This window comes from Salinimicrobium flavum, from assembly GCF_042684505.1.
GTDB lineage: Bacteria > Bacteroidota > Bacteroidia > Flavobacteriales > Flavobacteriaceae > Salinimicrobium > Salinimicrobium flavum.
Window position 1 is genome coordinate 216,758 of the sequence record NZ_JBHULT010000008.1, and the last position, 21,847, is coordinate 238,604.

A 21,847-nucleotide genomic window follows, 5' to 3' on the forward strand; every position below is an offset into this window, starting at 1 on the left:
TTTTTCAGCGTCTTCTGGTTTGATTCACGCCCGGGCAATAACAATCATACCTGCCCCGGTTCTTCCCAAAGTTATACCCCAGGGTGATTTGATGGAATCCGCCGTTACTGATCACTGTTTCATTGATTTGCTGACTGTACGTATAGGCAAACAGCAGGTTATTGTACTCAAGGCCCAGGAAAGGAGTAAGGTAATTCAGGTTTTCATATGCGGTATCTGTAGTGGCGTCCAGCGTCCTTCTGTACGAGATTCCGCCATACAAACTGCCCGATTCCAGGGATCTGTATACTTTGAGGTTGAGATCCACAAGTTTTTCATTTGCTGCCTCTTTCCACTGAAACAATAAAGAAGGTTCATAACTCCAGTATCTTCGGAAAGTTTCGATCACATAACCACCAGAGAAAATGAATTTTCGCTGATTTGCCGGAACGGCATCAGAAAAGAAAAGATCTCTCTTGACAGACAAAATATTCTTTGCCGAAAAATGGGCAAAAAAATTCATGTAATAGTAAGATGCTCCAACATCAATATTACCATAGATATCTGCAGCCCTGCCCTCGCCTATTAGAGGATCTGGCCCTGTAAACCCGCTCTGGTCAAGACTGTGCTGAATAAGTCCGCCGCTTAGCCCGAATGAAAGCTGGTTGAGATCAAGATCATCTATTGAGAATCTTAGGTGATAGGCAAAAGTACCAAAGGTCCCTCGTCTGGAATAGTTACCATTATGATCATTGAAAATGATCCCTCCCAAACCGATATTTTCTTTTACCCGTGCATGTAGGCTCAGTGTTTCGAAACCGGGTGCATTTTTCATATCTAACCATTGTCTACGGGCGGTCAATCTGATTTTATTCCTATTGGAGGCACCCGCCATTGAAGGGTGTAACAGGTAAAGGTTGTCTGTAAGATAATCTGAATAAGTAGGTGACACTTCCTGGGCCCGTAGTCCGGGAGAGTACAACAGGCTCAGGACGAGCATGACGGTCATCAAGAACCTCATAAAATCACTTTTCAGTGTCACTTTCCGGAACAGAAAGAACACCCACAAATTTAAAAAATTTTTAGATTCTTTTAACAATTATAAACTCAAATACAGAGTGGCCTGAAGGATATAAAAAGGTTAATTCAGGTTCATTGAAAAGTAAAAAACCCAGTAGAAGGCTACTATCGAATTATTGTGATATGGACGATTACGAACAATTTGTTCTGATACCGTAAGAATAAACTTCTGAAATTTATGATTAGCCAGAGGCTGCCTTTTAAGCAACCTTTTTTTATAGAGGTTTTCGATTTTTTAAAGGTAAATGGCCAGGATTAAAATAGCTATCAGGAAGAAAGCCAGGAAAATATATATCAAAAGGGTCCTGTTTTCTTTTTCTTCTGCATCATGGAAGTCGGCAATCACAGGTTTAGCCTCAAGTTTATCGATAGTTTCCAGTTCCTGCAGCATTGCAGACACACCTATTTCCTTTGCTTTCTCTCCTCTTCGGGTAAGATGAAGCTTATGGTCTTCAATGGTGATCAATTCATATTTCATCAACTTATTAAAATCTTCTGCATTTTCCCCGGAAAGAATCAAAGTGGCATCCTCTTCTTCAATAAGCTTTAGCAAATAATCTGAGTTGCTGCTAAATCTTTCTCTCCTTAATGGCTCCTTTATCACAACCTACTGATTTTGAGATAAAATTACGGCAGGTCAATCATATATTTATATTTATATATTTTATGTTTCTCATAAATAATTGTTATGAATTATTCCCTGCACCAGTTAAACATATTTCTTACGATGATTAGGCTTTCCCCCATTACATAAGGGACGAAATACAAAAGATCATAACTGAAAATTTCACTCACCTGAATCCATAAAAATTACCATCCTTTATTTTTCGGAAAATATTCCTGAAATATCAGAGTTACCTGGTAATTGTAATAACCTTTCGAAAAGGAATCATCCAATAGCCCTTCCGGATAACGCACCATTAAATTCCCTTTTCAAAACCACAATTTTTACAGGAATTTATGCCCAATTACGGAAAACCGTAATTTTTACCGGGATAGAAGAATTATCTTTGATGAAAGAGTAAAGGGAAAACATATTTCCCATAGGTGATCATCATGTTTAAGAAAGTTTTAGTTGCCGAAGACCTGGATAGCATTAACCACGCTGTCGCTACCGTTTTAAAAGAACTGGGCGTACAGGAGGTGGGACATGCTCAATATTGCGACCAGGCATGGATCATGGCAAGAAAAGCATTGCAGGAAAAACAACCGTATGAGCTTCTTATCTGTGACCTTTCTTTTAAACCCGATCACCGTGAAGAAAATTTAATTTCGGGACAGGAACTTATCGCCGCCCTCAAAAGTGAAGATCCTTCCCTGAAGGTACTGGTCAATTCTATTGAAGATCATCCTCAAACTGTAAAGACCTTGTGGGATTCGGGAAATATTGAAGCCTATGTATGTAAAGACCGCAATGGGATGAAAGACCTCAAAAATGCTATTTGGGCACTTGAAAAAGGAAACACTTTTAATTCCCCTCGTATTGAAGCGGCTTTAAAAAAAGATAATCTTTTTATCCTGAATGAGTTTGAAATTAGCCTGCTTACCTCTATTTCCCGCGGTCTGACCCAGGAAGATATAAGAGATCATCTAATAAAGAATAATATTTCCCCCAGCAGTAAAAGCTCGATAGAAAAAAGGCTTAAGGAGCTGCGGGAAGAATTTGGTGCTAATACGACCCCACATTTGATTGGGATCGTAAAAGACCTGAAACTTATATAATAGGTGTCGGTTCTTTGCAAAACAGGTTGGGTAGGGACAATCTGTGGCGCTAGACCGACATCTTTATTTCAGAAAGTTTCAGTTACCTCATCGCCTATCCATATTCCTCCCGGAGGAAATTTTCCGGAGAAAATATCCATAAAAACATCCTGCCGGAAGTGCTCTCTCCTTAAACTATTTCAGCAGAAAGGCCTTCCTCGAGGAGTTTCCCGCATCGTGGTTCAAGGTCTTTATACGTTCCGGTCTTTACTGAACATTTTCCCTTGTAATGCACCAAAAGTGAACATTGTTCAGCTTGTTCAGGGGTATGATCACAGGCAATGATCAATGTTTCGATCACATGGTCAAAAGTATTGTAATCATCATTATACAAAATGATCTCATGTGTTTTCGCCTCCTTCGTTGATACCTTCTTCTTTTCTAATACTTTTTCCTTTGTACTCATAATCCTTCTTTTTCAACAACTTACATCTTCAAATATAAAAAAATTCCCTCTTAATTTTTCTTAAGGAAACGCAGGGCAACCCACTCATCCCGCTCCAGGAAATCATCATATACCAGTTGGTGTTTTTCACATTCTTCTTTTATCGATGGGATGTCCTTTGAATAGAATCCGCTTAGATACAATTCCCCTCCCGTTTCCAGACAACTGATGTAGGTTGAAATATCCTCCAGCAGGATGTTCCGGTTGATGTTGGCTATTATGGTATCATAACTTTTATCCTTAAGCAACTCTGCCCCCCCTTCAAATACCGAGATCTTACAACATTCATTACGCTCCACATTTTCCAGGGTATTTTGATAGCACCAGTTGTCAATATCAATTGCATCTACCGCACTGGCTCCCTTTTTCTCGGCAACAATGGCCAGTACCCCCGTACCACATCCCATATCAAGCACCTTTTTGTCTTCAAGGTCATGTTTCAACAGGAATTCGATCATCATATGAGTGGTGGCATGGTGACCGGTACCAAAGGACATCTTTGGTTCGATCACAATATCATACTTAACTTCAGGTTTGGGATGGAAAGGGGCCCGAACCCCACATTCCGTGTTTACAATAATGGGGTGAAAATTCTTCTCCCACTCTGTGTTCCAGTTCACCTGCTCTATCTCGGTTTGGGTGAATGAAATTTCGAATTCATTTGACTGGAGTATGTGTATTCCCGCCAAAGACTCTGCCTCAAATTCTTCTTTTGGAATATAAGCAGTGATCCCATCCTCATTCTCCACAAAACTTTCAAAACCGGCAAGTCCCAGTTCTGCGATAAGGATCTCAGACGCGGGTTGCACCGGTTCAATTAAAAATTTAAACTCCAGGTAATTCATGTTCTTCCAATATTAAATAGCCTGCACAATACTAAGAAAATCTTCGGCTTTTAAACTGGCGCCTCCAATTAGTCCGCCATCTACATCTTCTTTGGCAAAAATTTCCTCTGCATTTCCCGGTTTCACACTGCCACCGTATAAAATGGCAACCTGGTTAGCTATCTCCTCTCCAGATTTTTCTGAAACGGTCTTTCTTATAAAGGCGTGCATTTCCTGCGCCTGCTCAGGAGAAGCAGTTTCCCCTGTCCCAATTGCCCATACCGGTTCATAGGCAATCACAATCTTGTCCCATGCGTTTGTCGGGATGTGGAAAAGACCTTTTTCAAGTTGAGTTTTAACCACATTAAAGTGATTTTTACTTTTCCTGTCATTGAGTTCTTCGCCACAACAAAAGATCACTTCCATGTTATTTTTTAAAGCCGCATCAACTTTTTTCGCAAGAAGCTCATCTGTTTCCTTATAGATCGCCCTACGCTCGCTATGACCAAGAATAACGGTTTTCACACCCACGCTGGTGAGCATTTGAGCAGAAACCTCCCCGGTGAAAGCCCCACTCTCATTTTCGTTCATATTCTGCGCTGCCACCTCAACAGATGTCTCACGCAAGGATTCAAAAGCATGGTAAAGATTGGTGAACGACGGAGCGACAATCACCCTCACTCCCCCACCACCAGACCAGTTATTCTTAATCTTGCTCAACAGATCTTCTGCCTGGGCAAGGTCATTGTTCATTTTCCAGTTTCCGGCTACTATTTTATCTCTCATAATCAGGTTTTTAAAAGGATAATATAAAATTCATTTTTTGGAGGCTTAGCTAAAAGTTTCCTAAAAAAGAAAGTTATTTTGATCTGTTAGGAATAATGGAGCACACAGCTTCCCGGGGATTTTATCCCGCGAATGCAAATATAAAGATAAGGCAGGAAAGAAAGGAAGATTCACCTGCTCTATTAAAGAGATTACCGCAAAATATCCTTTTAAAGTTCCAGCTTTTCGGAATCGTTCCAGTGCAGTTTTTGAACAATAGTTCCTTTTCTCAATTTAACGATCCCGGGATTACTTCTTATGACCGTCTTTAAAGCGGTTTCATCGCTAAAATAAAAATCAAGATCAAGTCCATATTCCTGGTTGGCCTGCTCTTTGAGCTCTTCTCCCGAAGCCGAAAGTCCGATCACACGGTAACCCTGACTACGGGCTTTTTCGACCACCTGTTTCATCTTTTCCATTCCCTCTGTCTCGCTTCTTCCAAGACTGTAGGCAATGATCATGAGCAGCTTATCTTCCTGCAAGATCTCTGAAGTGTAATCCTTCCCGTCTTTTTCAATTGAGAAGTCATGAATGGGAGGCTCATAACCTTTAGTTACCAGTTCTGTCTCCACTCCTATGAATTCTCCATCAACGGCAGGATAAGAACCCGAGGTGGTATATATCTTCTCTTCTCCATTCACCTTAAACTTCCAGTTATAATCATAGACCGATTCCGGAGCCCCTTCAGGCACATTCATTGCCTCCTCTATGTTCGTTCCCACTTTATAAGCCCTGAAGTCAATAAGAGGCAGGTGCATCAATACGTAATAGGCAAAAAGAAAGCTTAGCATAAATGACAGAAAAACGATCCAGCGATGCGAGGCTTTGGCAAAATATGGGTTAATATATTTCCGATTAAAGAAAAGGATCAGGATAAGTACAAATAGTATAACATCTTTATAGAAAGACTGCCAGGGAGTGAGAGGAATGGCATCCCCAAAACAACCGCAATCTGTTACTTTATTATAATAAGCGGAGTAAAAGGTCAAAAAGGTAAAGAACACGATCATTAACAGCAGTGCCCAGGTAGTGAATTTGGGGAGATAACCAATAAGAAGCATGATCCCCACTACCAGTTCAAACACCACCAGCAGGATAGCAATGACCAGCGCGAAAGGGGCAAGAAATTCCAAATCAAGAACAGAAGGACTAAAATATTCTTCCAGTTTAAAGGAAAATCCAATGGGATCATTAAGTTTTACAAATCCTGAAAAAATAAAAAGTATTCCAACGACCCATCTGGCAAAACCTACAAGTATTTTCATGCTGTTCTTTTTAGTTATGATCTGCTTAATTCGCTATTCTCATTAATATGTATCAGGGCAAAAATGGCGTAATTGATCATATCTTCATAATTCGCACTTATTCCTTCACTTACCAGGGTCTTGCCTTTATTATCTTCTATTTGTTTAATTCTCAATAGCTTCTGAAGGATCAGATCTGTAAGGGAGCTAACCCTCATATCCCGCCAGGCCTCGCCATAGTCGTGGTTCTTATCTTCCATAAGGCTTTTGGTATCCCCGATAACCTTATCATAAAGTTCTGCCACTTCTTCGGAAGTAAGATCGGGTTGGGCAGCCACTCCTTTTTCCAGCTGAATTAAGGCCATCACCGAATAATTGATAATGCCAATGAACTCAGGCACCTCCCCCTCATCAACTTTTCGCATTTGGTTTTCCTGAAGGCTTCGAATTCTCTGGGCCTTGATAAAGATCTGATCTGTAAGGGAGGGCAATCTAAGAATACGCCATGCACAACCGTAATCTTTCATTTTATTCATAAACAAAGTGCGGCATTCCTCTACCACCGCATCATATTGTGCTGAAGTATCCTTCATAAAAACAGGTTATTTGCGTAAATTTCGCTGAAATATTTCGATTTGTCAAAGTTAATTTTTCCATTCAAAAATCATAACCATTAAATGTACATCAATTGTAAAGGCAGATTAATTGATCTTTCCACCCCCAAAGTGATGGGAATTCTCAACGTCACCCCAGACTCTTTTTATGATGGTGGCCGCCGGAAAACAAAAATGGATTTCCTGCTGCACGCTGAAAAAATGCTGAAAGAAGGAGCTACTTTCATTGATGTGGGTGCCTATAGCAGCCGGCCGGGAGCAATTGATATTTCAGAAGAGGAAGAAATTGACAGGATACTTCCGGTTGTGGAATCATTGGTAGGGAATTTTCCTGACATCCTTTTGTCTGTCGACACCTTCCGAAGCATTGTTGCAAAAAGAAGTATTGAAGCAGGAGCAGCCATGATAAACGATATTTCAGCCGGCAACCTGGATAAAGCAATGATGAAGACCGTGGCGAATCTCCAGGTGCCATATATTCTCATGCACATGCGCGGCACGCCGCAGAACATGAAGGATCTTAATGAATATGATGACCTTGTGGAGGATGTTCTTTTCTACTTTTCAGAAAAAATTTCAGAAGCAAGAGATCACGGCATCAATGACCTCATCGTAGATCCCGGTTTTGGATTTTCAAAGAACATCTCCCAGAATTTTGAACTGCTTTCCCGCCTTGAGCTATTGCAAAAGCTGAATTTACCGGTATTATCTGCCCTTTCCAGAAAGTCACTTATTTATAAGACATTCCAAACCACGCCTGATGAAGCCCTTAACGGAACAACTGTTCTCAATACCATATCCCTTTTGAAAGGTGCAAAGATCCTTAGGGTGCACGATGTAAAGGAAGCAGTGGAATGCGTGAAATTAGTGGGCCGCATGGAAAACTAACCCAGTTTTTTTTACATTTACCAAAAAGCAACCTACTTTGGAATTTTTAGACCTTCGTATTCTCGATATTGTTGATATTGTTCTTATTGCGGCCCTGCTCTATTATCTGTACAAACTGGTAAAAGGCACGGTTGCGGTCAACATTTTTATTGGGATCGTGATCATTTATTTTGTGTGGAAGCTCACTCAGCTGTTGCGCATGGAAATGTTGAGCAATGTACTGGGAGAGTTCATTGGGGTTGGAATGTTCGCGCTGATTGTCGTTTTTCAGCAGGAGATCAGGAAATTCCTGTTGATGATAGGTTCTACGAACTTTGCCAGGAGAAGACGTTTTCTCCAAACCCTGAAGCTTATCAAAGACGATCTGGAAACCCCGAATGATGTGGAAGCAATAGTTCGTGCTTGTGAGAATATGGGGAAAACCAATACGGGAGCACTTATTGTGATCCAGAAAAGTACCAGCCTTGATTTTGTTAAGAATTCAGGAGATGCAATGAAGGTACAGGTCAACCAACCCATTATAGAATCTATTTTTTATAAGAACAGTATTCTTCATGACGGGGCGATAATCATTGAAGACAATTATATCACCGCTACAAGGGTTGTGTTACCCGTCTCCAACGACAGGACCATTCCCTTGAGATTTGGGCTGCGTCACCGTGCCGCCGTAGGGATAACTGAAAAAACTGATGCGGTTGCACTGGTGGTGAGTGAAGAGACCGGGCAGATCTCCTATTTAAAAGATGGGGAATTTGTCATGTTTGACGGCAAAGAAGATCTTATTCAAAAACTTAAGGCAGACCTGGTGTAGCCCCTTTTACAAAGTCTCTTCCTCCTGCATGAATTGTACCTCGTAGAGATTTTTATAGTACCCGTTCTCCTTCTGAAGCAGTTCTTTGTGAGTACCGGTTTCTACGATCATTCCTGCATCCATTACCAGAATTTTATCGGCTTTTTTAACAGTAGCAAGCCTGTGGGCGATCACTATGGAAGTCCGTCCCCGGGTTATCTTATCTGTCGCTTCCTGGATCAACTGTTCACTGTAGGAGTCTACAGATGAAGTGGCCTCATCGAGAACCAGGATACTAGGATTACTAACATAAGCTCTTAAAAATGCGATCAACTGGCGTTGTCCTGAAGAAAGCATTACTCCCCGCTCTTTTACGTTATAATCATAGCCGCCGGGAAGACTTGAGATAAACTCATGAACCCCAATTTCCTTGGCTGCCTCTATCACAGTTTCGCGTGTGATAGAGGGATCATTTAGCGTAATATTATTAAGTATGGTATCAGCAAACAGGAAAACATCCTGCAGCACAATGGCGATCTGTGCCCTTAGGGATCTTAAAGTAATATCCCTTGCATCGATCCCATCTAACAGGATCCTGCCGCTATTGATCTCATAGGAGCGGTTAAGCAGATTGATGATCGTGGATTTACCGGCACCTGTGGCCCCGACGATGGCTACGGTTTCGCCTTTATTAGCCTTAAAGGAAACCCCTTTTAGCACCTCTTCGTCATCAATGTAACTGAAATGCACCTTTTCGAATTCAATTTCCCCTTCCAGATGTTCTATTTCCAGAGTACCATTATCGGCAATGGAAGCTTTGGTATCCAGCACTCCAAAAACCCGGTTTGCGGCAACCATTCCCATTTGCAGGGTATTGAATTTATCGGCGATCTGCCGCAAAGGCCTGAAGAGCATCTGGCTTAATTCAATGAAGGCAACTATAACCCCCAAAGTGACGGCTTCACTTCCGGCCATCACCCTAAGGCCGCCATACCAAACGATCAACCCAATGGTTATGGAAGTCGCCATCTCGGCGATGGGGAAGAAAATGGAGTTGTACCACACCGTCTTGATCCAACCTTTACGGTGTTTATCATTTATTTCCTTGAACCGCTCAAACTCCTTTTTTTCACGGGTAAAGATCTGCACGATCTTCATTCCCGTGATCCTTTCCTGCACAAAAGTATTGAGGTTCGCTACCTGGGTACGCACCTCTTCAAAGGCAAGTTTCATCTTCTTTTGAAAGACCCGGGTCGCATATAAAATAAATGGCAGCACCACCAGTACAAGCAAAGTTAGCCTCCAGCTTTGGTAAAACATGAACCCTAAAACCACCAGCATTTTTAAAAGATCACTTATGATCATGAAGAGCCCCTGGCTAAAGATACTGGCAATAGTCTCAATATCACTTACAGCCCTGGTAACCAATCTACCTACTGCCGAGTTGTCAAAATATTTCATTTTGAACTGCAGCATATGCTCAAACAGGTTCACCCTTAGATCCCTGATCACTTCCTGTCCCAGCCAGTTGGCGTAGTAGATGAACAAAAACTGAAAGATCACTTCCAGAAAAAGAACACCGGCCATAAGCCCAATGTAGAACAGCAGTTGGTCATTATCTTGTGGAACTATGGAATCATCGATGGTAACCTGTAGTAAAAAAGGTCTGAGAACTGCGAAAATTGACAGGAGAATAGCCGCGATAGCCACAAAATAGAAGGTCATTTTGTAGGCAGCGGTATATTCAAGAAGTCTCCTGAACAATTTAAAATCAAATGCGTTTCCCGATGATGCAGCCATTAAATAAAAATTCTGTTTGGGTATTCTATTTTGGTTAAAAATAATCCGTGCGCAGGAACTGATGCCCCTGCCTCACTTCTGTTTTCGCTTTTTATGATCTCGTGCATGGCATCCACTTCAATTTTTCCAAGTCCAATTTGCAGCAAGGTTCCCACAATGGCCCGCACCATATTTCTTAGAAATCTATCAGCCTTTATATGGAAGACCAGGCTATTTTCTGTCTGTTCCCAATAAGCGTGGAAGATCTCACAATTATAGGTCCTTACATCTGTGCGTGATCTGGAGAAACATTTAAAGTTAGAATATTTCATAAGTACCAATGCGCCTTCATTCATTTTTTCAACATTCAGTTCCCGCTTCACCCAATAGGCAGTATCTGTTGCGAAAACATCTTTTTTCTGCACAATATAATATTCATAGCTGCGGGAAACAGCATCAAACCGTGCATGTGCATCTAAATTGACCGGTAAAACATCTACCGCAGCGATGTCTTCTGGAAGCAGGGAATTAAGCCTGAAGACCAGGTCTTTCCCAGGGTCCTCTTCGGCATCAAAATGAGCGAAGATCTGCCTTGCATGTACTCCGGCGTCGGTTCTTCCCGCTCCAACAATTTCAACAGGTCTCTGAAACAGGATTCCTAACCCGTTTTCAACTGTTTCCTGAACTGAAGGTGCATTAGGCTGTCGTTGCCAGCCATGATAAGCTTTTCCGAAGTAAGCCAGCTCCAAAAAATATCTCAATCTAAATTTTTACTTTTACGAATTAAGACACAAAGATAAGCCATTAAACACAACTGCCCTTTTCCAACTTGCTTAAGATTGTTAATCTCGTTATAAAAAACTCATGAAAAAAATACTTCTGCTTAGTGACACTCACGGGCATTTAGATGAACGAATAAAAAGTTATGCTGCAGAAGCTGATGAAATATGGCATGCGGGGGACATAGGGTCTACCGGGGTAAGTGATGAGTTGAGAAAGATCAAACCGGTGCGTGCTGTTTATGGCAATATTGACGGTGCCGAGGTGAGAAAGGATTTTCCACTGAACAACAGGTTCAAATGTGAAGGGGTGGAAGTTTGGATCACTCACATAGGCGGATATCCGGGCAGGTATTCTCCGGCCGTAAAAGAAGAGATAAGACAAAATCCGCCACGGTTGTTCATAACGGGACATTCACACATTCTGAAGGTCATGAACGACAAACGCCTGAACCTGCTGCACATGAATCCAGGAGCAGCTGGCAAACAAGGCTTTCACCAGGTAAGGACCATGCTTAGGTTCAAAATAGAAGGGGAGGAAATAAAAGACCTGGAGGTAATAGAACTGGGCAAACGGTAGAATAGATATGAGAAGTGAGATATGAGATGTGAGACCATTTAATTTCGCAGTCTGAAACACCGGAACCGAATATAAACCTCTCCGAAGAAGCATTTTTGGCTTGGCTTCTGAAATTGATGCTGAAACATCCATTAATAGTTACTGAATAAAGGCATTTCAACGTATTATTAAAACGGCATTAGTTTCCTTCTGAAGTTATACAAAAAAACCCGCAGCTTTCGCCGCGGGTTTTTACGCACTAATACTACTAAGATGAAAGGTTTAACGCAACCGGTCCACAGATTTTACGAGATCTTCATCCTTTTTGATGGCCTTATTGGCCAGCACTAAAAAAACGATAGAAATAACTGGAATCACCATCCCAATACCTTTCTCAGAGATGTTACTCTCTCCAGATATGTTTAGGGACCAATACACGAATAATCCTAGTAAAATTAAGTTTAATACTATATTTAGACGCCCCAGTACAAACTGCAGCTTCCTGTTCTTAAATAAAAAAATCGCCACTAAAGAAAGAAGAGCCGAAAACAAGGTTAAACCCAGAACCAGTAATACATCTTCTACAAATACAGGTTGACCGGCAAGATCTTTACCTAATTCAAAAATAAATATCAAACCGGCACTTGAAAGTGCCGCCAAAAAAAGATAGATTGTTTGAATTCGTTGTAACATATTTCCTTACTGGTGGCACAAAAATAAAAGATTCTTTTTAGAAACCATATCTTAAATATTAAAATAAAATTGTATAATTGCAATATCATTACGTAACCAATTCAACAAGGGTTACTTAGACTCCAATTATTTTTTCGATTCTTCCTCGAGAAGGTTAAAGAAACCAAAGACAAACTTTATTCAAAACCATTCATGTTTGAAATTTCAGAATTAAAGGCTAAAAAGCTGCCTGAACTTCAGGAAATAGCCAAAACCCTACGCGTACCAAAATACCGCACTCAAAAGAAACTGGATTTGGTATATCAAATTCTTGACTATCAGGCTGCAAATCCTAAAAAGGTGCAAGAAGTGTTGACAGACGACGAACCAAAGCAGCAGCAACAGGAAGAAGCCAATTCGCCCAGAAAAGACCGTAAGCCCAGTAAACCCAGAATTAAAAAGGGTAACGAAAACGAATCTTCTCCTGTAAAAGAAAAACAGGAGCAAAGAGAGGGCAAAAAAGAGCAACATGCTCAGCAGCCCCGCGACAAACAAGCCAGAAGCAAGGATACTCCCCACAAGGGAAAAGACCAGCATACCAAAAGAGAGGAATCTAAAACAGATGAGCAGAGAAAACCTGCAGCCTCTAAAGACGCGGGTAGAAATCAACAAAAGGATTTCAGAAAAGAAAACCGGCAAAAAGATTCTTCCTCTTCAAATCAGAAAAGCAACGGAAACCGGGACGGTGGAAATCGGGACAGCAGCAACAGAGACAGCGGGAACAGAGATACCGGGAACAGGGATAACGGAAATCGCGATAGCCGCAACCGGTACAAAGAACCCGATTATGAATTTGACGCGATCATTGAAAGTGAAGGAGTATTGGATATCATGCAGGACGGCTATGGCTTCCTGAGATCTTCAGATTATATGTACCTGTCTTCTCCTGATGATATATACGTTTCTCAATCCCAGATAAGACTTTTTGGTTTGAAGACCGGAGATACGGTTCTGGGCCAGGTAAGGCCTCCAAAAGAAGGAGAAAAATATTTCCCGCTTATCAAGATCAATAAGATCAACGGGCTGGATCCTCAGGTAGTAAGGGACCGTGTTTCTTTCGAACACCTTACCCCTCTTTTCCCTCAGGAAAAATTCAACGTTGCCGAACGTCAAAGCACAGTTTCAACACGTATAATCGACCTGTTCTCCCCTATTGGAAAAGGACAAAGAGGAATGATCGTGGCACAACCTAAGACAGGTAAGACAATGCTTCTTAAGGATATTGCAAATGCAATCGCAGCAAACCATCCTGAAGTATACCAGATCATCCTTTTGATTGATGAACGACCTGAAGAGGTTACCGACATGCAAAGAAATGTGAGAGGGGAAGTTATCGCTTCTACCTTTGATAAAGAAGCCCATGAACACGTTAGGGTGGCGAATATTGTGCTTGAAAAGGCAAAACGCATGGTGGAGTGTGGTCACGACGTAGTGATCCTGCTAGATTCTATCACAAGGCTGGCGAGAGCGTACAACACAGTTCAACCTGCCAGTGGTAAGGTATTGAGTGGTGGTGTGGATGCCAATGCCCTTCATAAACCAAAAAGATTCTTTGGTGCCGCCAGGAATATAGAAGGAGGAGGCTCTCTATCTATTATTGCTACTGCTCTTACAGAGACAGGATCAAAAATGGACGAAGTTATTTTCGAGGAATTCAAAGGAACCGGAAATATGGAGCTTCAGCTTGACAGAAAGATCGCCAACAGGAGAATATTCCCTGCTATTGATCTTACTTCTTCCAGTACGAGACGTGATGACATCCTGTTGGATGAGACCACACTACAAAGAATGTGGGTAATGCGTAAATATTTGGCCGACATGAACCCTGTAGAGGCCATGGAATTCATTAATGACCGTATCAAACAAACCAAAAACAATGAAGAGTTCCTGATCTCTATGAACGGGTAAGGAGAGATCTCTTAAAAATTATAAAATCCGGACACCTTTGGTGCTCCGGATTTTTTTTGTGCCTGCACCATCCCATTACTTATAGGCAAACATCCTTGTTCAGTGAGGAGTGGATCGAAAGGATGATTTGGGAAGCGAGCACCACCCCGTCCGACGAGAGGAGGACGGGATGGTTAAAACCGCGAATACCTCACAAGTCTGGCAACCTGTAAGGTATCCTAAATATTAAAAATGAAAAATGCCTCTCGTATAAAACGAAAGGCATTCTCCTATAAATTGAACACTATTTCTAAATTAAAGCGCAGCTACGTGCTTCGCTAACTTCGATTTTAAGTTAGATGCTTTGTTATCGTGAATAATGTTGCGTTTCGCTAATTTGTCAATCATAGAAACCACAGTAGGATACAAAGTCTCCGCCTCCTGCTTCTCAGCCTCACGTAACTTTTTGATAGCGTTCCTGGTAGTTTTATGCTGGTAGCGGTTTCTAAGACGCTTAGTCTCATTGCTACGTATTCTCTTCAACGCTGACTTATGATTTGCCATTACACTAATATTAAATTTAATTCTTTTTCAGTAGTCCGTAGGGGAATCGAACCCCTGTTACCAGGATGAAAACCTGGCGTCCTAACCCCTAGACGAACGGACCAATTTATTATTTCAAAGATGGTTTACACGACTTGCAAACCTTTCGTAGTCCGTAGGGGAATCGAACCCCTGTTACCAGGATGAAAACCTGGCGTCCTAACCCCTAGACGAACGGACCATTTATTTCTTAAATGCGGATGCAAAAATACAACTATTTTTCAATGCCGCAAATGTTGGAGAATTTTTTTTGAAAATTAATAAGCCTTGGCAAAAAGTACTCTCTGAGCAGAGGGTTTCCCCGTCAATACACAGCTTCCCTCCTCTTTCTCCCCGTCAAAGGGAATAAGTCTGATAGTGGCTTTGGTCATTTCCTTGATCTTCGTCTCGGTCTCTGCAGTACCATCCCAATGAGCGGAAATAAAACCACCTTTTTCCTTCAGGACCTTTTTAAATTCATCAAAAGAATCTACACGGGTAGTATGCTCTTCTCTGAAAACCTGCGCTTTCTTAAACATATTATCCTGCATTTCGACCATCAAGCTCTGCACCTTGTCAACAACCTCATTCCTGCTTATGAACTCTTTTTTCAGCGTATCTCTTCTGGCTAGTTCTACAGAACCTTTTTCAAGATCTTTTGGGCCAATGGCTATCCTAACCGGCACTCCCTGCAGTTCGTACTGGGCAAATTTCCATCCCGGCTTTTGGGTGTCCCGGTCATCATATTTTACGGAGATCCCGGCCTTTCTGAGATCAGATTGTAGTTGGAGGGCAACTTCAGAGATCTGGTTAAGCTGCTCCTCCCCTTTATATATAGGCACGATCACCACCTGGATAGGTGCCAGATTTGGAGGCAGAACAAGGCCATTATCATCACTATGGGTCATCACAAGGGCTCCCATTAAACGCGTAGACACACCCCATGAGGTTGCCCAAACATAATCAAGACCTCCTTCCTTAGTCGCAAATTTCACATCAAAGGCTTTTGCGAAGTTCTGCCCCAGGAAATGTGATGTACCTGCCTGCAAGGCTTTTCCATCCTGCATCAGGGCTTCGATACAATAGGTATCTTCGGCACCGGCAAAACGTTCACTTTCGGTCTTTCTTCCTTTAATTACCGGCATTGCCATAAAGGTTTCGGCAAATTCAGCATAGATGTTGTTCATCTGCTCAGTCTCGGCCATTGCTTCAGCTTTAGTAGCATGAGCAGTATGTCCTTCCTGCCACAGGAATTCCGCAGTACGCAGGAACAGACGCGTCCTCATTTCCCAACGCACCACATTAGCCCATTGGTTCACCAGAATTGGAAGATCCCTGTATGACTGGATCCAGCCTTTATAAGTGTTCCAGATAATGGCTTCAGAAGTAGGCCTTACCACCAGCTCTTCCTCAAGTTTTGCTTCGGGATCAACGATTAACTTCCCTTCGTTATCAGGATCTGTTTTTAACCGATAATGGGTGACAATAGCACATTCTTTGGCAAAACCTTCAGCATTCTTTTCTTCAGCTTCAAAAAGACTTTTAGGAACAAATAGGGGAAAATAGGCATTTTGATGACCGGTTTCCTTGAACATTTTGTCCAGTTGTGCCTGCATTTTCTCCCATATCGCATAACCATAGGGTTTGATCACCATACAACCTCTTACCGCTGAATTTTCAGCAAGGTCTGCCCTGACCACCAGTTCGTTATACCATTTTGAATAATCCTCTTTTCGCGTCGTTAAGTTCTTTGCCATTGCCTGTCTTTTGGCACAAATCTTGCACCTTTGTTATGAAAAATTAAAGTTACCGCAAAACTAACTATTTTTATACTTTGTTCAATAATAAAATCGACGCCATGAAACGATACTACAAGCTTTTTAATTTTAAGGCTGTAATAGTAGCATTCGGTGCTCTTTTATTATTAGCTTCCTGTAGTTCTTACCAGTATGCCGGGTACGAAGATGACGGGATATATTCCTCTGAAAGGACCGAGGCCTATACTGCTAATGATTACGAAGAGTCTTATGAAGATGCTCTATACTACAAGCGCCTTTTTGCTGAAAAATCAGAACAATTCGCCCGGGTACCCGAGGAAGGAGCAATTTTTACCGATATAGAAAGCTACACTTCTACCGGTAATTTCGAAGATATAGAGTTCATGCAGCAGGAACTGGATTACCAGGCAGGCCGTGCACCATGGGGAAATGATCCCGATGAGATCTCTATCAATATTTACCAGGATCCTTTCTTTTACCCTTATTACGGATATCCATATTATGGTTATCCTTATTATGCCGGTTTTTATGATCCATTCTGGGGACCCAGATATTACGGCTATGGGCACCCGTTTAGATATGGATATGGATATGGCCACTACAGCAGCTGGGGATGGAGCTTTGGGTTTGGCTGGAATAATTATTACAGATATGGATACCACCCTTATTACGGAGGTCACCATTATTACCCCTATTACAATCGTGACCGGTTTGCCTATAATTCAGGCCGACGCGATTCTTACAGAGACTATTCCTATAACCGGTCTGACGTAAGTGCAAGGTCCAGCAGGATTCAAAAATATTCTAACCCTCGTAACGTAAGGGCCGTAAGAAGCAATGCAGATGCCAGGACCTATCAAACAAGGACTACACGGGTAAGGTCATCTTCCACCCCGGTTAGAAGAAGCGAAAGCTATAACAGGTCCAGGAATGAGAGTAACATTAGAGGAATGGACAACAACCGAACCAGAAGCAATAATTCAACCCGGGTTAGATCTACACGATCAAGTAACAATAACTCAAGTAGTGTTCGGTCGTCCTCATCCAATACCAGGTCCTCTTCCTCCGGAAATAAAACTTCCTCAAGCAGATCAAGCAGAGGTCGTGGGAATTAATATCTTAAAAAGCTTTACATGAAAAGATTGATCTTTGCCTTTACCGCCATCTTATCGATGACGGTAGAGGCTCAGAATATCACAGATGCCGTGCGATATTCAACTTCAGACCTTAACGGAACTGCCCGTTACCGGGCCATGAGTGGTGCCTTCGGGGCATTGGGGGGAGACCTCTCCTCTATTGATGTCAACCCCGCGGGATCTGCAGTTTTCCTTAATGGGATTGCGGGCCTTTCCCTCAATATCGAAAATTCCGATAATGAGGTAAGGTACATGAACGGGTTCTCCAGCAATTCGAATTCCAATTTTGACCTGGGGCAGGCAGGGGCCGCTTTTGTTTTCAACAGCACGAATGAAGAAAACGATTGGAAAAAATTCTCCCTGGCTTTTAATTATTCCAAAACGGCCGATTTTGAAGATGATTTTCTTGCAAAGGGTATGAATGACCGGACCTTTAACAATTATTTTCTCGGGTATGCCCAGGGAATTCCTTTAGACCTGTTGACCCCATTGGCCAACGAAAGTGTATCTGACCTCTACTCTTACCTTGGGGAAGAATATGGGTTTGGTGCGCAACAGGCATATTTAGGGTATGAAGCTTTTCTCTTTGAAGCTGAAGATCCCAATGACATGACTAATACCAATTATATATCTGCAATTGAAGAAGAACCGGGAAGTTTTGACTTTGACCAGGAATATTCTTATGCCGCCACAGGCTTAAACGGGAAATTTTCCTTCAACTTTGCGACCCAGTACCAGGATTTCCTTTATCTGGGAATCAATCTAAATTCCCATTTTATAAATTATGACCGCATCACCTCTATGGATGAAATCAATAGCAATGAGGAAAACACAATCAGCAGGATCTATTTTGAAGACCGATTGAGTACCCTGGGAAGCGGTTTTAGCCTTCAACTGGGAGCGATCACAAAACTGGGAAGCAGCCTTAGAGCCGGTATAGCCTATGAATCTCCCACCTGGTACACTATTTCTGAAGAAACTACGCAGTATCTAAAATCCTATAGTGAATTGGGTAATGCGACAGTAGACCCAAGAATTGTAAATGTCTATCCTGATTATAAACTTCAAACCGCCCCAAAATATACCGGAAGTCTTGCTTACCTTTTTGGAGACCAGGCTTTGATCAGCTTTGATTATTCTTATAAGGATTACTCTGTAACAAAGTTCAAACCCAAGGGAGATCCCGATTTTTCATATCAGAATGACCTGATGGGAACTGAATTACAGGGAGCTTCCATCTTCAGATTGGGAGGAGAGTACCGAATTGAGGGCTGGAGTTTAAGAGGCGGTTACCGCTTTGAAGAAAGTCCGTATGCAAACGGGAACACTATCGGAGACCTTGAAGGATATTCGGTGGGTCTGGGTTATAACTTCGGAAATATTACCTTAGATGTAGCTTATGACTCGGCAGAACAGGATCGTAATCCGCAGCTATACAAAACAGGTCTTACTAATACCGCAAATATTAACAGAAGCACCTCTAACGTGGTGCTCTCGGTTAACTTCAAAATATAATCCTTCAAGAAATATTGATGAAGAGCAGCTTACCGGCTGCTCTTCTTACATATAGAAAAATGGATTACCTGCAAAGACTATGTAGCTCTCGCTGTCAAAAAAGGGTATAAATATGTATCTTTGCAAGCCTAATTTAAAGAGTCTTCAGACTTTTCATTACTTACACATATGAAAAAAGATAATATTGACGAGGCCATTGATGAAATGGGGGATGCTTTTGTGAGTCCTAACACAGATACTCCAATGCGAAAGGATGCCTTCGATAAAACTGACGCAGAAAAGATCGAACTAATTCAGAAAGATGTTAAAAATATTCTGGAAACCCTTGGGCTCGATCTAACAGATGACAGTCTTAAAGGCACCCCGAAGCGGGTGGCAAAAATGTTCGTGAATGAAATTTTTGGCGGACTGCATCCCCAGGTAAAACCTAAAGCCTCTACTTTTCAGAATAAATACAAATATGGGGAGATGCTGGTAGAAAAGAACATCACCCTCTACTCTACCTGTGAACATCACCTTTTACCAATAGTAGGAAAAGCCCATGTGGGTTACATTTCTAATGGAACGGTTGTAGGCTTATCCAAAATGAACCGAATAGTAGATTATTATGCGAAAAGGCCCCAGGTTCAGGAAAGACTGACCATGCAGATCGTAAAGGAACTTCAGGAAGTATTGGGTACCGAAGATGTCGCTTGTGTAATTGATGCTAAACACCTTTGCGTGAACAGTAGAGGAATTCGTGATATTGAAAGCAGTACGGTAACCAGTGAATATGGCGGTCGTTTTAAAGACCCGGAAGCAAGAAGGGATTTCCTTGATTATATTAATTTAGAGACCGAATTCTAAATCAATTTTCTTTTATGGCACTTTACCAGCAACAGGAGCTTAAGATATACAATTCAATTTCGGGTGAAAAAGAGGTTTTTATCCCCATCAATGAAGGCAATGTAGGCATGTATGTATGCGGGCCAACCGTTTACAGCAACGTTCACCTTGGCAACTGCCGCACCTTCATCTCTTTTGACCTGGTGTTTCGTTACCTTAAACATCTTGGCTATAAAGTGCGTTTTGTAAGAAATATTACAGATGCAGGACATCTTGAAAACGATGCTGATTCAGGAGAGGATCGAATAGCAAAAAAAGCAAGACTGGAGCAGATCGAACCTATGGAAGTTGTACAAAAATACACGGTTGATTTTCACAACATTCTGCAGAAATTCAACAACCTTCCTCCCAGTATTGAACCTACCGCGACGGGCCATATCGTAGAGCAGATCGAAATCATCAAAGAAATTCTGGAAAAAGGTTATGCCTATGAGGCTAATGGTTCAGTTTATTTTGATGTCTTGAAATTCAATGAAACTCATGAATACGGAAGGTTGAGTGGAAGGAAACTGGAAGACATGATCCCCAATACCAGGGAACTTACAGCCCAGAGTGACAAGAAGAATCCGCAGGATTTTGCTCTTTGGAAAAAAGCGGAACCTCAACACATTATGCGCTGGCCTTCGCCATGGAGCGACGGTTTCCCGGGATGGCACCTGGAATGTACTGTAATGAGTTCAAAATATCTTGGGGAAGAATTTGATATTCATGGCGGAGGAATGGATCTAAAATTCCCGCACCATGAATGTGAGATCGCCCAGGGGGAGGCTGCTACCGGAAAAAATCCGGTGCACTACTGGATGCATGCCAACATGCTTACCCTTAACGGGAAAAAAATGGCAAAAAGCACAGGGAACAATATTCTACCCAATGAGATCTTCACCGGGGAAAACCCCAATCTGGAGAAAGGTTTTGCTCCCACCGTGGCCCGTTTCTTTATGTTGCAGGCTCACTACAGGAGCATACTTGATTTTTCAAATGATGCGCTCATGGCGAGTGAAAAAGGCTTCAACAGATTGATGGAGGCCTATCACCTTCTGGATGAGCTGGAGACCTCAGAAACCTCATCTTTTGACGTCTCAGCCTGGAAACAGAAGTGCTATGATGCCATGAATGATGACTTTAACAGTCCCATCCTTATAGCACAGCTGTTTGAAGCAGTGAAACAAATCAATATCATTAAGGAGGAACAAGGAAAAATAACCGCCACTGACCTGGAGGAAATGAAAAATACGATGAGTGTTTTCCTTTATGATGTTCTTGGTCTTGTTGACACAACAAATGGTGCAGACGGCAGCGAAGGAAAAAAACTATCGGGTACAGTAGAACTGCTTATTAAATTAAGGGCCGAAGCACGTGCGAATAAAGATTTCGCTACAAGTGATAAAATACGTGACGAACTGCTGGAGCTGGGTATACAACTCAAGGACGGAAAGGAAGGCACTACCTTTTCCCTGAACTAATTTAATTTAAACATAGTGGTAAAAAAGTGGCTCTCATATCCATTGATAGGGTTGGTAAAGTTCTACCAGAATTTCATCTCCCCCCTCACTCCGGCCACCTGTCGCTACACCCCTACCTGTTCACAGTATACCCTTGAAGCTTTAAAGAAGCACGGCGCTTTCTACGGAAGCTGGCTCGCAATGAAAAGAATAGGCAGCTGCAATCCATGGGGTGGTAAGGGATACGATCCCGTCCCTGATAAACTTCCGAAGAAAAAGTGATTCAGGAAATAACACAAATATGTATATTTACCTGCCAACCT

The 21,847-nt window shown here is 42.0% G+C and carries 22 protein-coding genes and 2 tRNA genes; 10 read left to right on the forward strand and 14 right to left on the reverse strand.

Features of this window, described 5'->3' with window-relative positions:
• Window positions 1–4: 4 nt before the first annotated feature.
• Both ACFSTG_RS09170 and ACFSTG_RS09175 read right to left on the reverse strand, forming a co-directional pair.
• Window positions 5–1,000, reverse strand: coding sequence for a PorP/SprF family type IX secretion system membrane protein (locus ACFSTG_RS09170; protein WP_380751459.1), 996 nt, complete (start codon window positions 998–1,000; stop codon window positions 5–7).
• Between the two features lie 294 nt (window positions 1,001–1,294).
• A complete protein-coding gene (locus ACFSTG_RS09175; protein WP_380751462.1) occupies window positions 1,295–1,663 on the reverse strand; it encodes a hypothetical protein in 369 nt (122 codons plus the stop codon).
• A gap of 452 nt (window positions 1,664–2,115) precedes the next feature.
• Between ACFSTG_RS09175 and ACFSTG_RS09180 the strand changes: the two genes are divergently transcribed.
• Window positions 2,116–2,781 carry a DNA-binding response regulator gene (locus ACFSTG_RS09180; protein ID WP_380751465.1) on the forward strand — a complete coding sequence of 222 codons (666 nt, stop codon included), beginning with the start codon at window positions 2,116–2,118 and terminating at the stop codon, window positions 2,779–2,781.
• Between the two features lie 169 nt (window positions 2,782–2,950).
• Here the strand turns inward: ACFSTG_RS09180 and ACFSTG_RS09185 are convergent, their stop codons facing one another.
• The 5 genes from ACFSTG_RS09185 to ACFSTG_RS09205 form a co-directional block, all read right to left on the reverse strand.
• A complete protein-coding gene (locus ACFSTG_RS09185; protein WP_380751468.1) occupies window positions 2,951–3,226 on the reverse strand; it encodes an ATP-dependent Clp protease adaptor ClpS in 276 nt (91 codons plus the stop codon).
• 50 nt (window positions 3,227–3,276) lie between these two features.
• Complete coding sequence (gene prmA, locus ACFSTG_RS09190) at window positions 3,277–4,110, reverse strand: 50S ribosomal protein L11 methyltransferase (RefSeq protein WP_380751471.1); 834 nt, start codon at window positions 4,108–4,110, stop codon at window positions 3,277–3,279.
• Between the two features lie 12 nt (window positions 4,111–4,122).
• Window positions 4,123–4,875, reverse strand: a complete 753-nt coding sequence (gene tpiA, locus ACFSTG_RS09195) for a triose-phosphate isomerase (RefSeq protein WP_380751474.1) — start codon at window positions 4,873–4,875, stop codon at window positions 4,123–4,125.
• Window positions 4,876–5,084: 209 nt separating this feature from the next.
• Entirely contained in the window at window positions 5,085–6,179 is a 1,095-nt protein-coding gene (locus ACFSTG_RS09200) for a BT_3928 family protein (RefSeq protein WP_380751477.1), read from the reverse strand.
• A gap of 14 nt (window positions 6,180–6,193) precedes the next feature.
• A complete protein-coding gene (locus tag ACFSTG_RS09205) occupies window positions 6,194–6,751 on the reverse strand; it encodes a DUF1599 domain-containing protein (RefSeq protein WP_380751480.1) in 558 nt (185 codons plus the stop codon).
• Window positions 6,752–6,835: 84 nt separating this feature from the next.
• Between ACFSTG_RS09205 and folP the strand changes: the two genes are divergently transcribed.
• Both folP and cdaA read left to right on the forward strand, forming a co-directional pair.
• On the forward strand, window positions 6,836–7,660 hold the full coding sequence (folP, locus tag ACFSTG_RS09210; protein ID WP_380751483.1) for a dihydropteroate synthase: 825 nt from the start codon (window positions 6,836–6,838) through the stop codon (window positions 7,658–7,660).
• A gap of 37 nt (window positions 7,661–7,697) precedes the next feature.
• The gene (gene cdaA / locus ACFSTG_RS09215; protein ID WP_380751486.1) at window positions 7,698–8,471 is read left to right on the forward strand and encodes a diadenylate cyclase CdaA; all 774 of its coding nucleotides are present in this window, start codon (window positions 7,698–7,700) and stop codon (window positions 8,469–8,471) included.
• Between the two features lie 6 nt (window positions 8,472–8,477).
• Here cdaA and ACFSTG_RS09220 read toward each other — a convergent pair whose 3' ends face one another.
• Complete coding sequence (locus ACFSTG_RS09220; protein WP_380751490.1) at window positions 8,478–10,250, reverse strand: ABC transporter ATP-binding protein; 1,773 nt, start codon at window positions 10,248–10,250, stop codon at window positions 8,478–8,480.
• Window positions 10,250–10,990 carry a tRNA pseudouridine(38-40) synthase TruA gene (truA, locus tag ACFSTG_RS09225; protein ID WP_380751494.1) on the reverse strand — a complete coding sequence of 247 codons (741 nt, stop codon included), beginning with the start codon at window positions 10,988–10,990 and terminating at the stop codon, window positions 10,250–10,252. Before truA ends, ACFSTG_RS09220 begins: the two co-directional genes overlap by 1 nt.
• Window positions 10,991–11,093: 103 nt before the next feature.
• Between truA and ACFSTG_RS09230 the strand changes: the two genes are divergently transcribed.
• A complete protein-coding gene (locus ACFSTG_RS09230) occupies window positions 11,094–11,588 on the forward strand; it encodes a metallophosphoesterase family protein (protein ID WP_380751498.1) in 495 nt (164 codons plus the stop codon).
• Window positions 11,589–11,849: 261 nt separating this feature from the next.
• On the opposite strand, the gene ACFSTG_RS09235 is transcribed toward ACFSTG_RS09230, so the two are convergent.
• Window positions 11,850–12,260: a DUF4293 domain-containing protein gene (locus ACFSTG_RS09235; RefSeq protein WP_380751502.1), complete on the reverse strand. Its 411-nt coding sequence runs from the start codon at window positions 12,258–12,260 to the stop codon at window positions 11,850–11,852.
• Between the two features lie 192 nt (window positions 12,261–12,452).
• On the opposite strand from ACFSTG_RS09235, the gene rho reads away from it, so the two are divergent.
• Entirely contained in the window at window positions 12,453–14,207 is a 1,755-nt protein-coding gene (rho, locus tag ACFSTG_RS09240) for a transcription termination factor Rho (RefSeq protein WP_380751506.1), read from the forward strand.
• Between the two features lie 294 nt (window positions 14,208–14,501).
• On the opposite strand, the gene rpsT is transcribed toward rho, so the two are convergent.
• The 4 genes from rpsT to proS form a co-directional block, all read right to left on the reverse strand.
• Entirely contained in the window at window positions 14,502–14,750 is a 249-nt protein-coding gene (rpsT, locus tag ACFSTG_RS09245; protein WP_380751510.1) for a 30S ribosomal protein S20, read from the reverse strand.
• 31 nt (window positions 14,751–14,781) lie between these two features.
• Window positions 14,782–14,853, reverse strand: a tRNA-Glu gene (locus tag ACFSTG_RS09250).
• Window positions 14,854–14,898: 45 nt separating this feature from the next.
• A tRNA-Glu gene (locus tag ACFSTG_RS09255) sits at window positions 14,899–14,970 on the reverse strand.
• A 76-nt stretch (window positions 14,971–15,046) separates the two neighbouring features.
• Complete coding sequence (gene proS / locus ACFSTG_RS09260; protein WP_380751513.1) at window positions 15,047–16,525, reverse strand: proline--tRNA ligase; 1,479 nt, start codon at window positions 16,523–16,525, stop codon at window positions 15,047–15,049.
• 101 nt (window positions 16,526–16,626) lie between these two features.
• Between proS and ACFSTG_RS09265 the strand changes: the two genes are divergently transcribed.
• From ACFSTG_RS09265 to yidD, 5 genes are all read left to right on the forward strand, one after another.
• A complete protein-coding gene (locus ACFSTG_RS09265) occupies window positions 16,627–17,661 on the forward strand; it encodes a hypothetical protein (protein ID WP_380751516.1) in 1,035 nt (344 codons plus the stop codon).
• A gap of 18 nt (window positions 17,662–17,679) precedes the next feature.
• A complete protein-coding gene (locus ACFSTG_RS09270) occupies window positions 17,680–19,197 on the forward strand; it encodes an OmpP1/FadL family transporter (protein WP_380751519.1) in 1,518 nt (505 codons plus the stop codon).
• A 168-nt stretch (window positions 19,198–19,365) separates the two neighbouring features.
• Complete coding sequence (gene folE / locus ACFSTG_RS09275; RefSeq protein ID WP_380751522.1) at window positions 19,366–20,043, forward strand: GTP cyclohydrolase I FolE; 678 nt, start codon at window positions 19,366–19,368, stop codon at window positions 20,041–20,043.
• Window positions 20,044–20,057: 14 nt separating this feature from the next.
• On the forward strand, window positions 20,058–21,545 hold the full coding sequence (gene cysS, locus ACFSTG_RS09280) for a cysteine--tRNA ligase (protein WP_380751525.1): 1,488 nt from the start codon (window positions 20,058–20,060) through the stop codon (window positions 21,543–21,545).
• 15 nt (window positions 21,546–21,560) lie between these two features.
• Window positions 21,561–21,806, forward strand: coding sequence for a membrane protein insertion efficiency factor YidD (gene yidD, locus ACFSTG_RS09285; RefSeq protein ID WP_380751527.1), 246 nt, complete (start codon window positions 21,561–21,563; stop codon window positions 21,804–21,806).
• The last annotated feature ends 41 nt before the right edge of the window (window positions 21,807–21,847 follow it).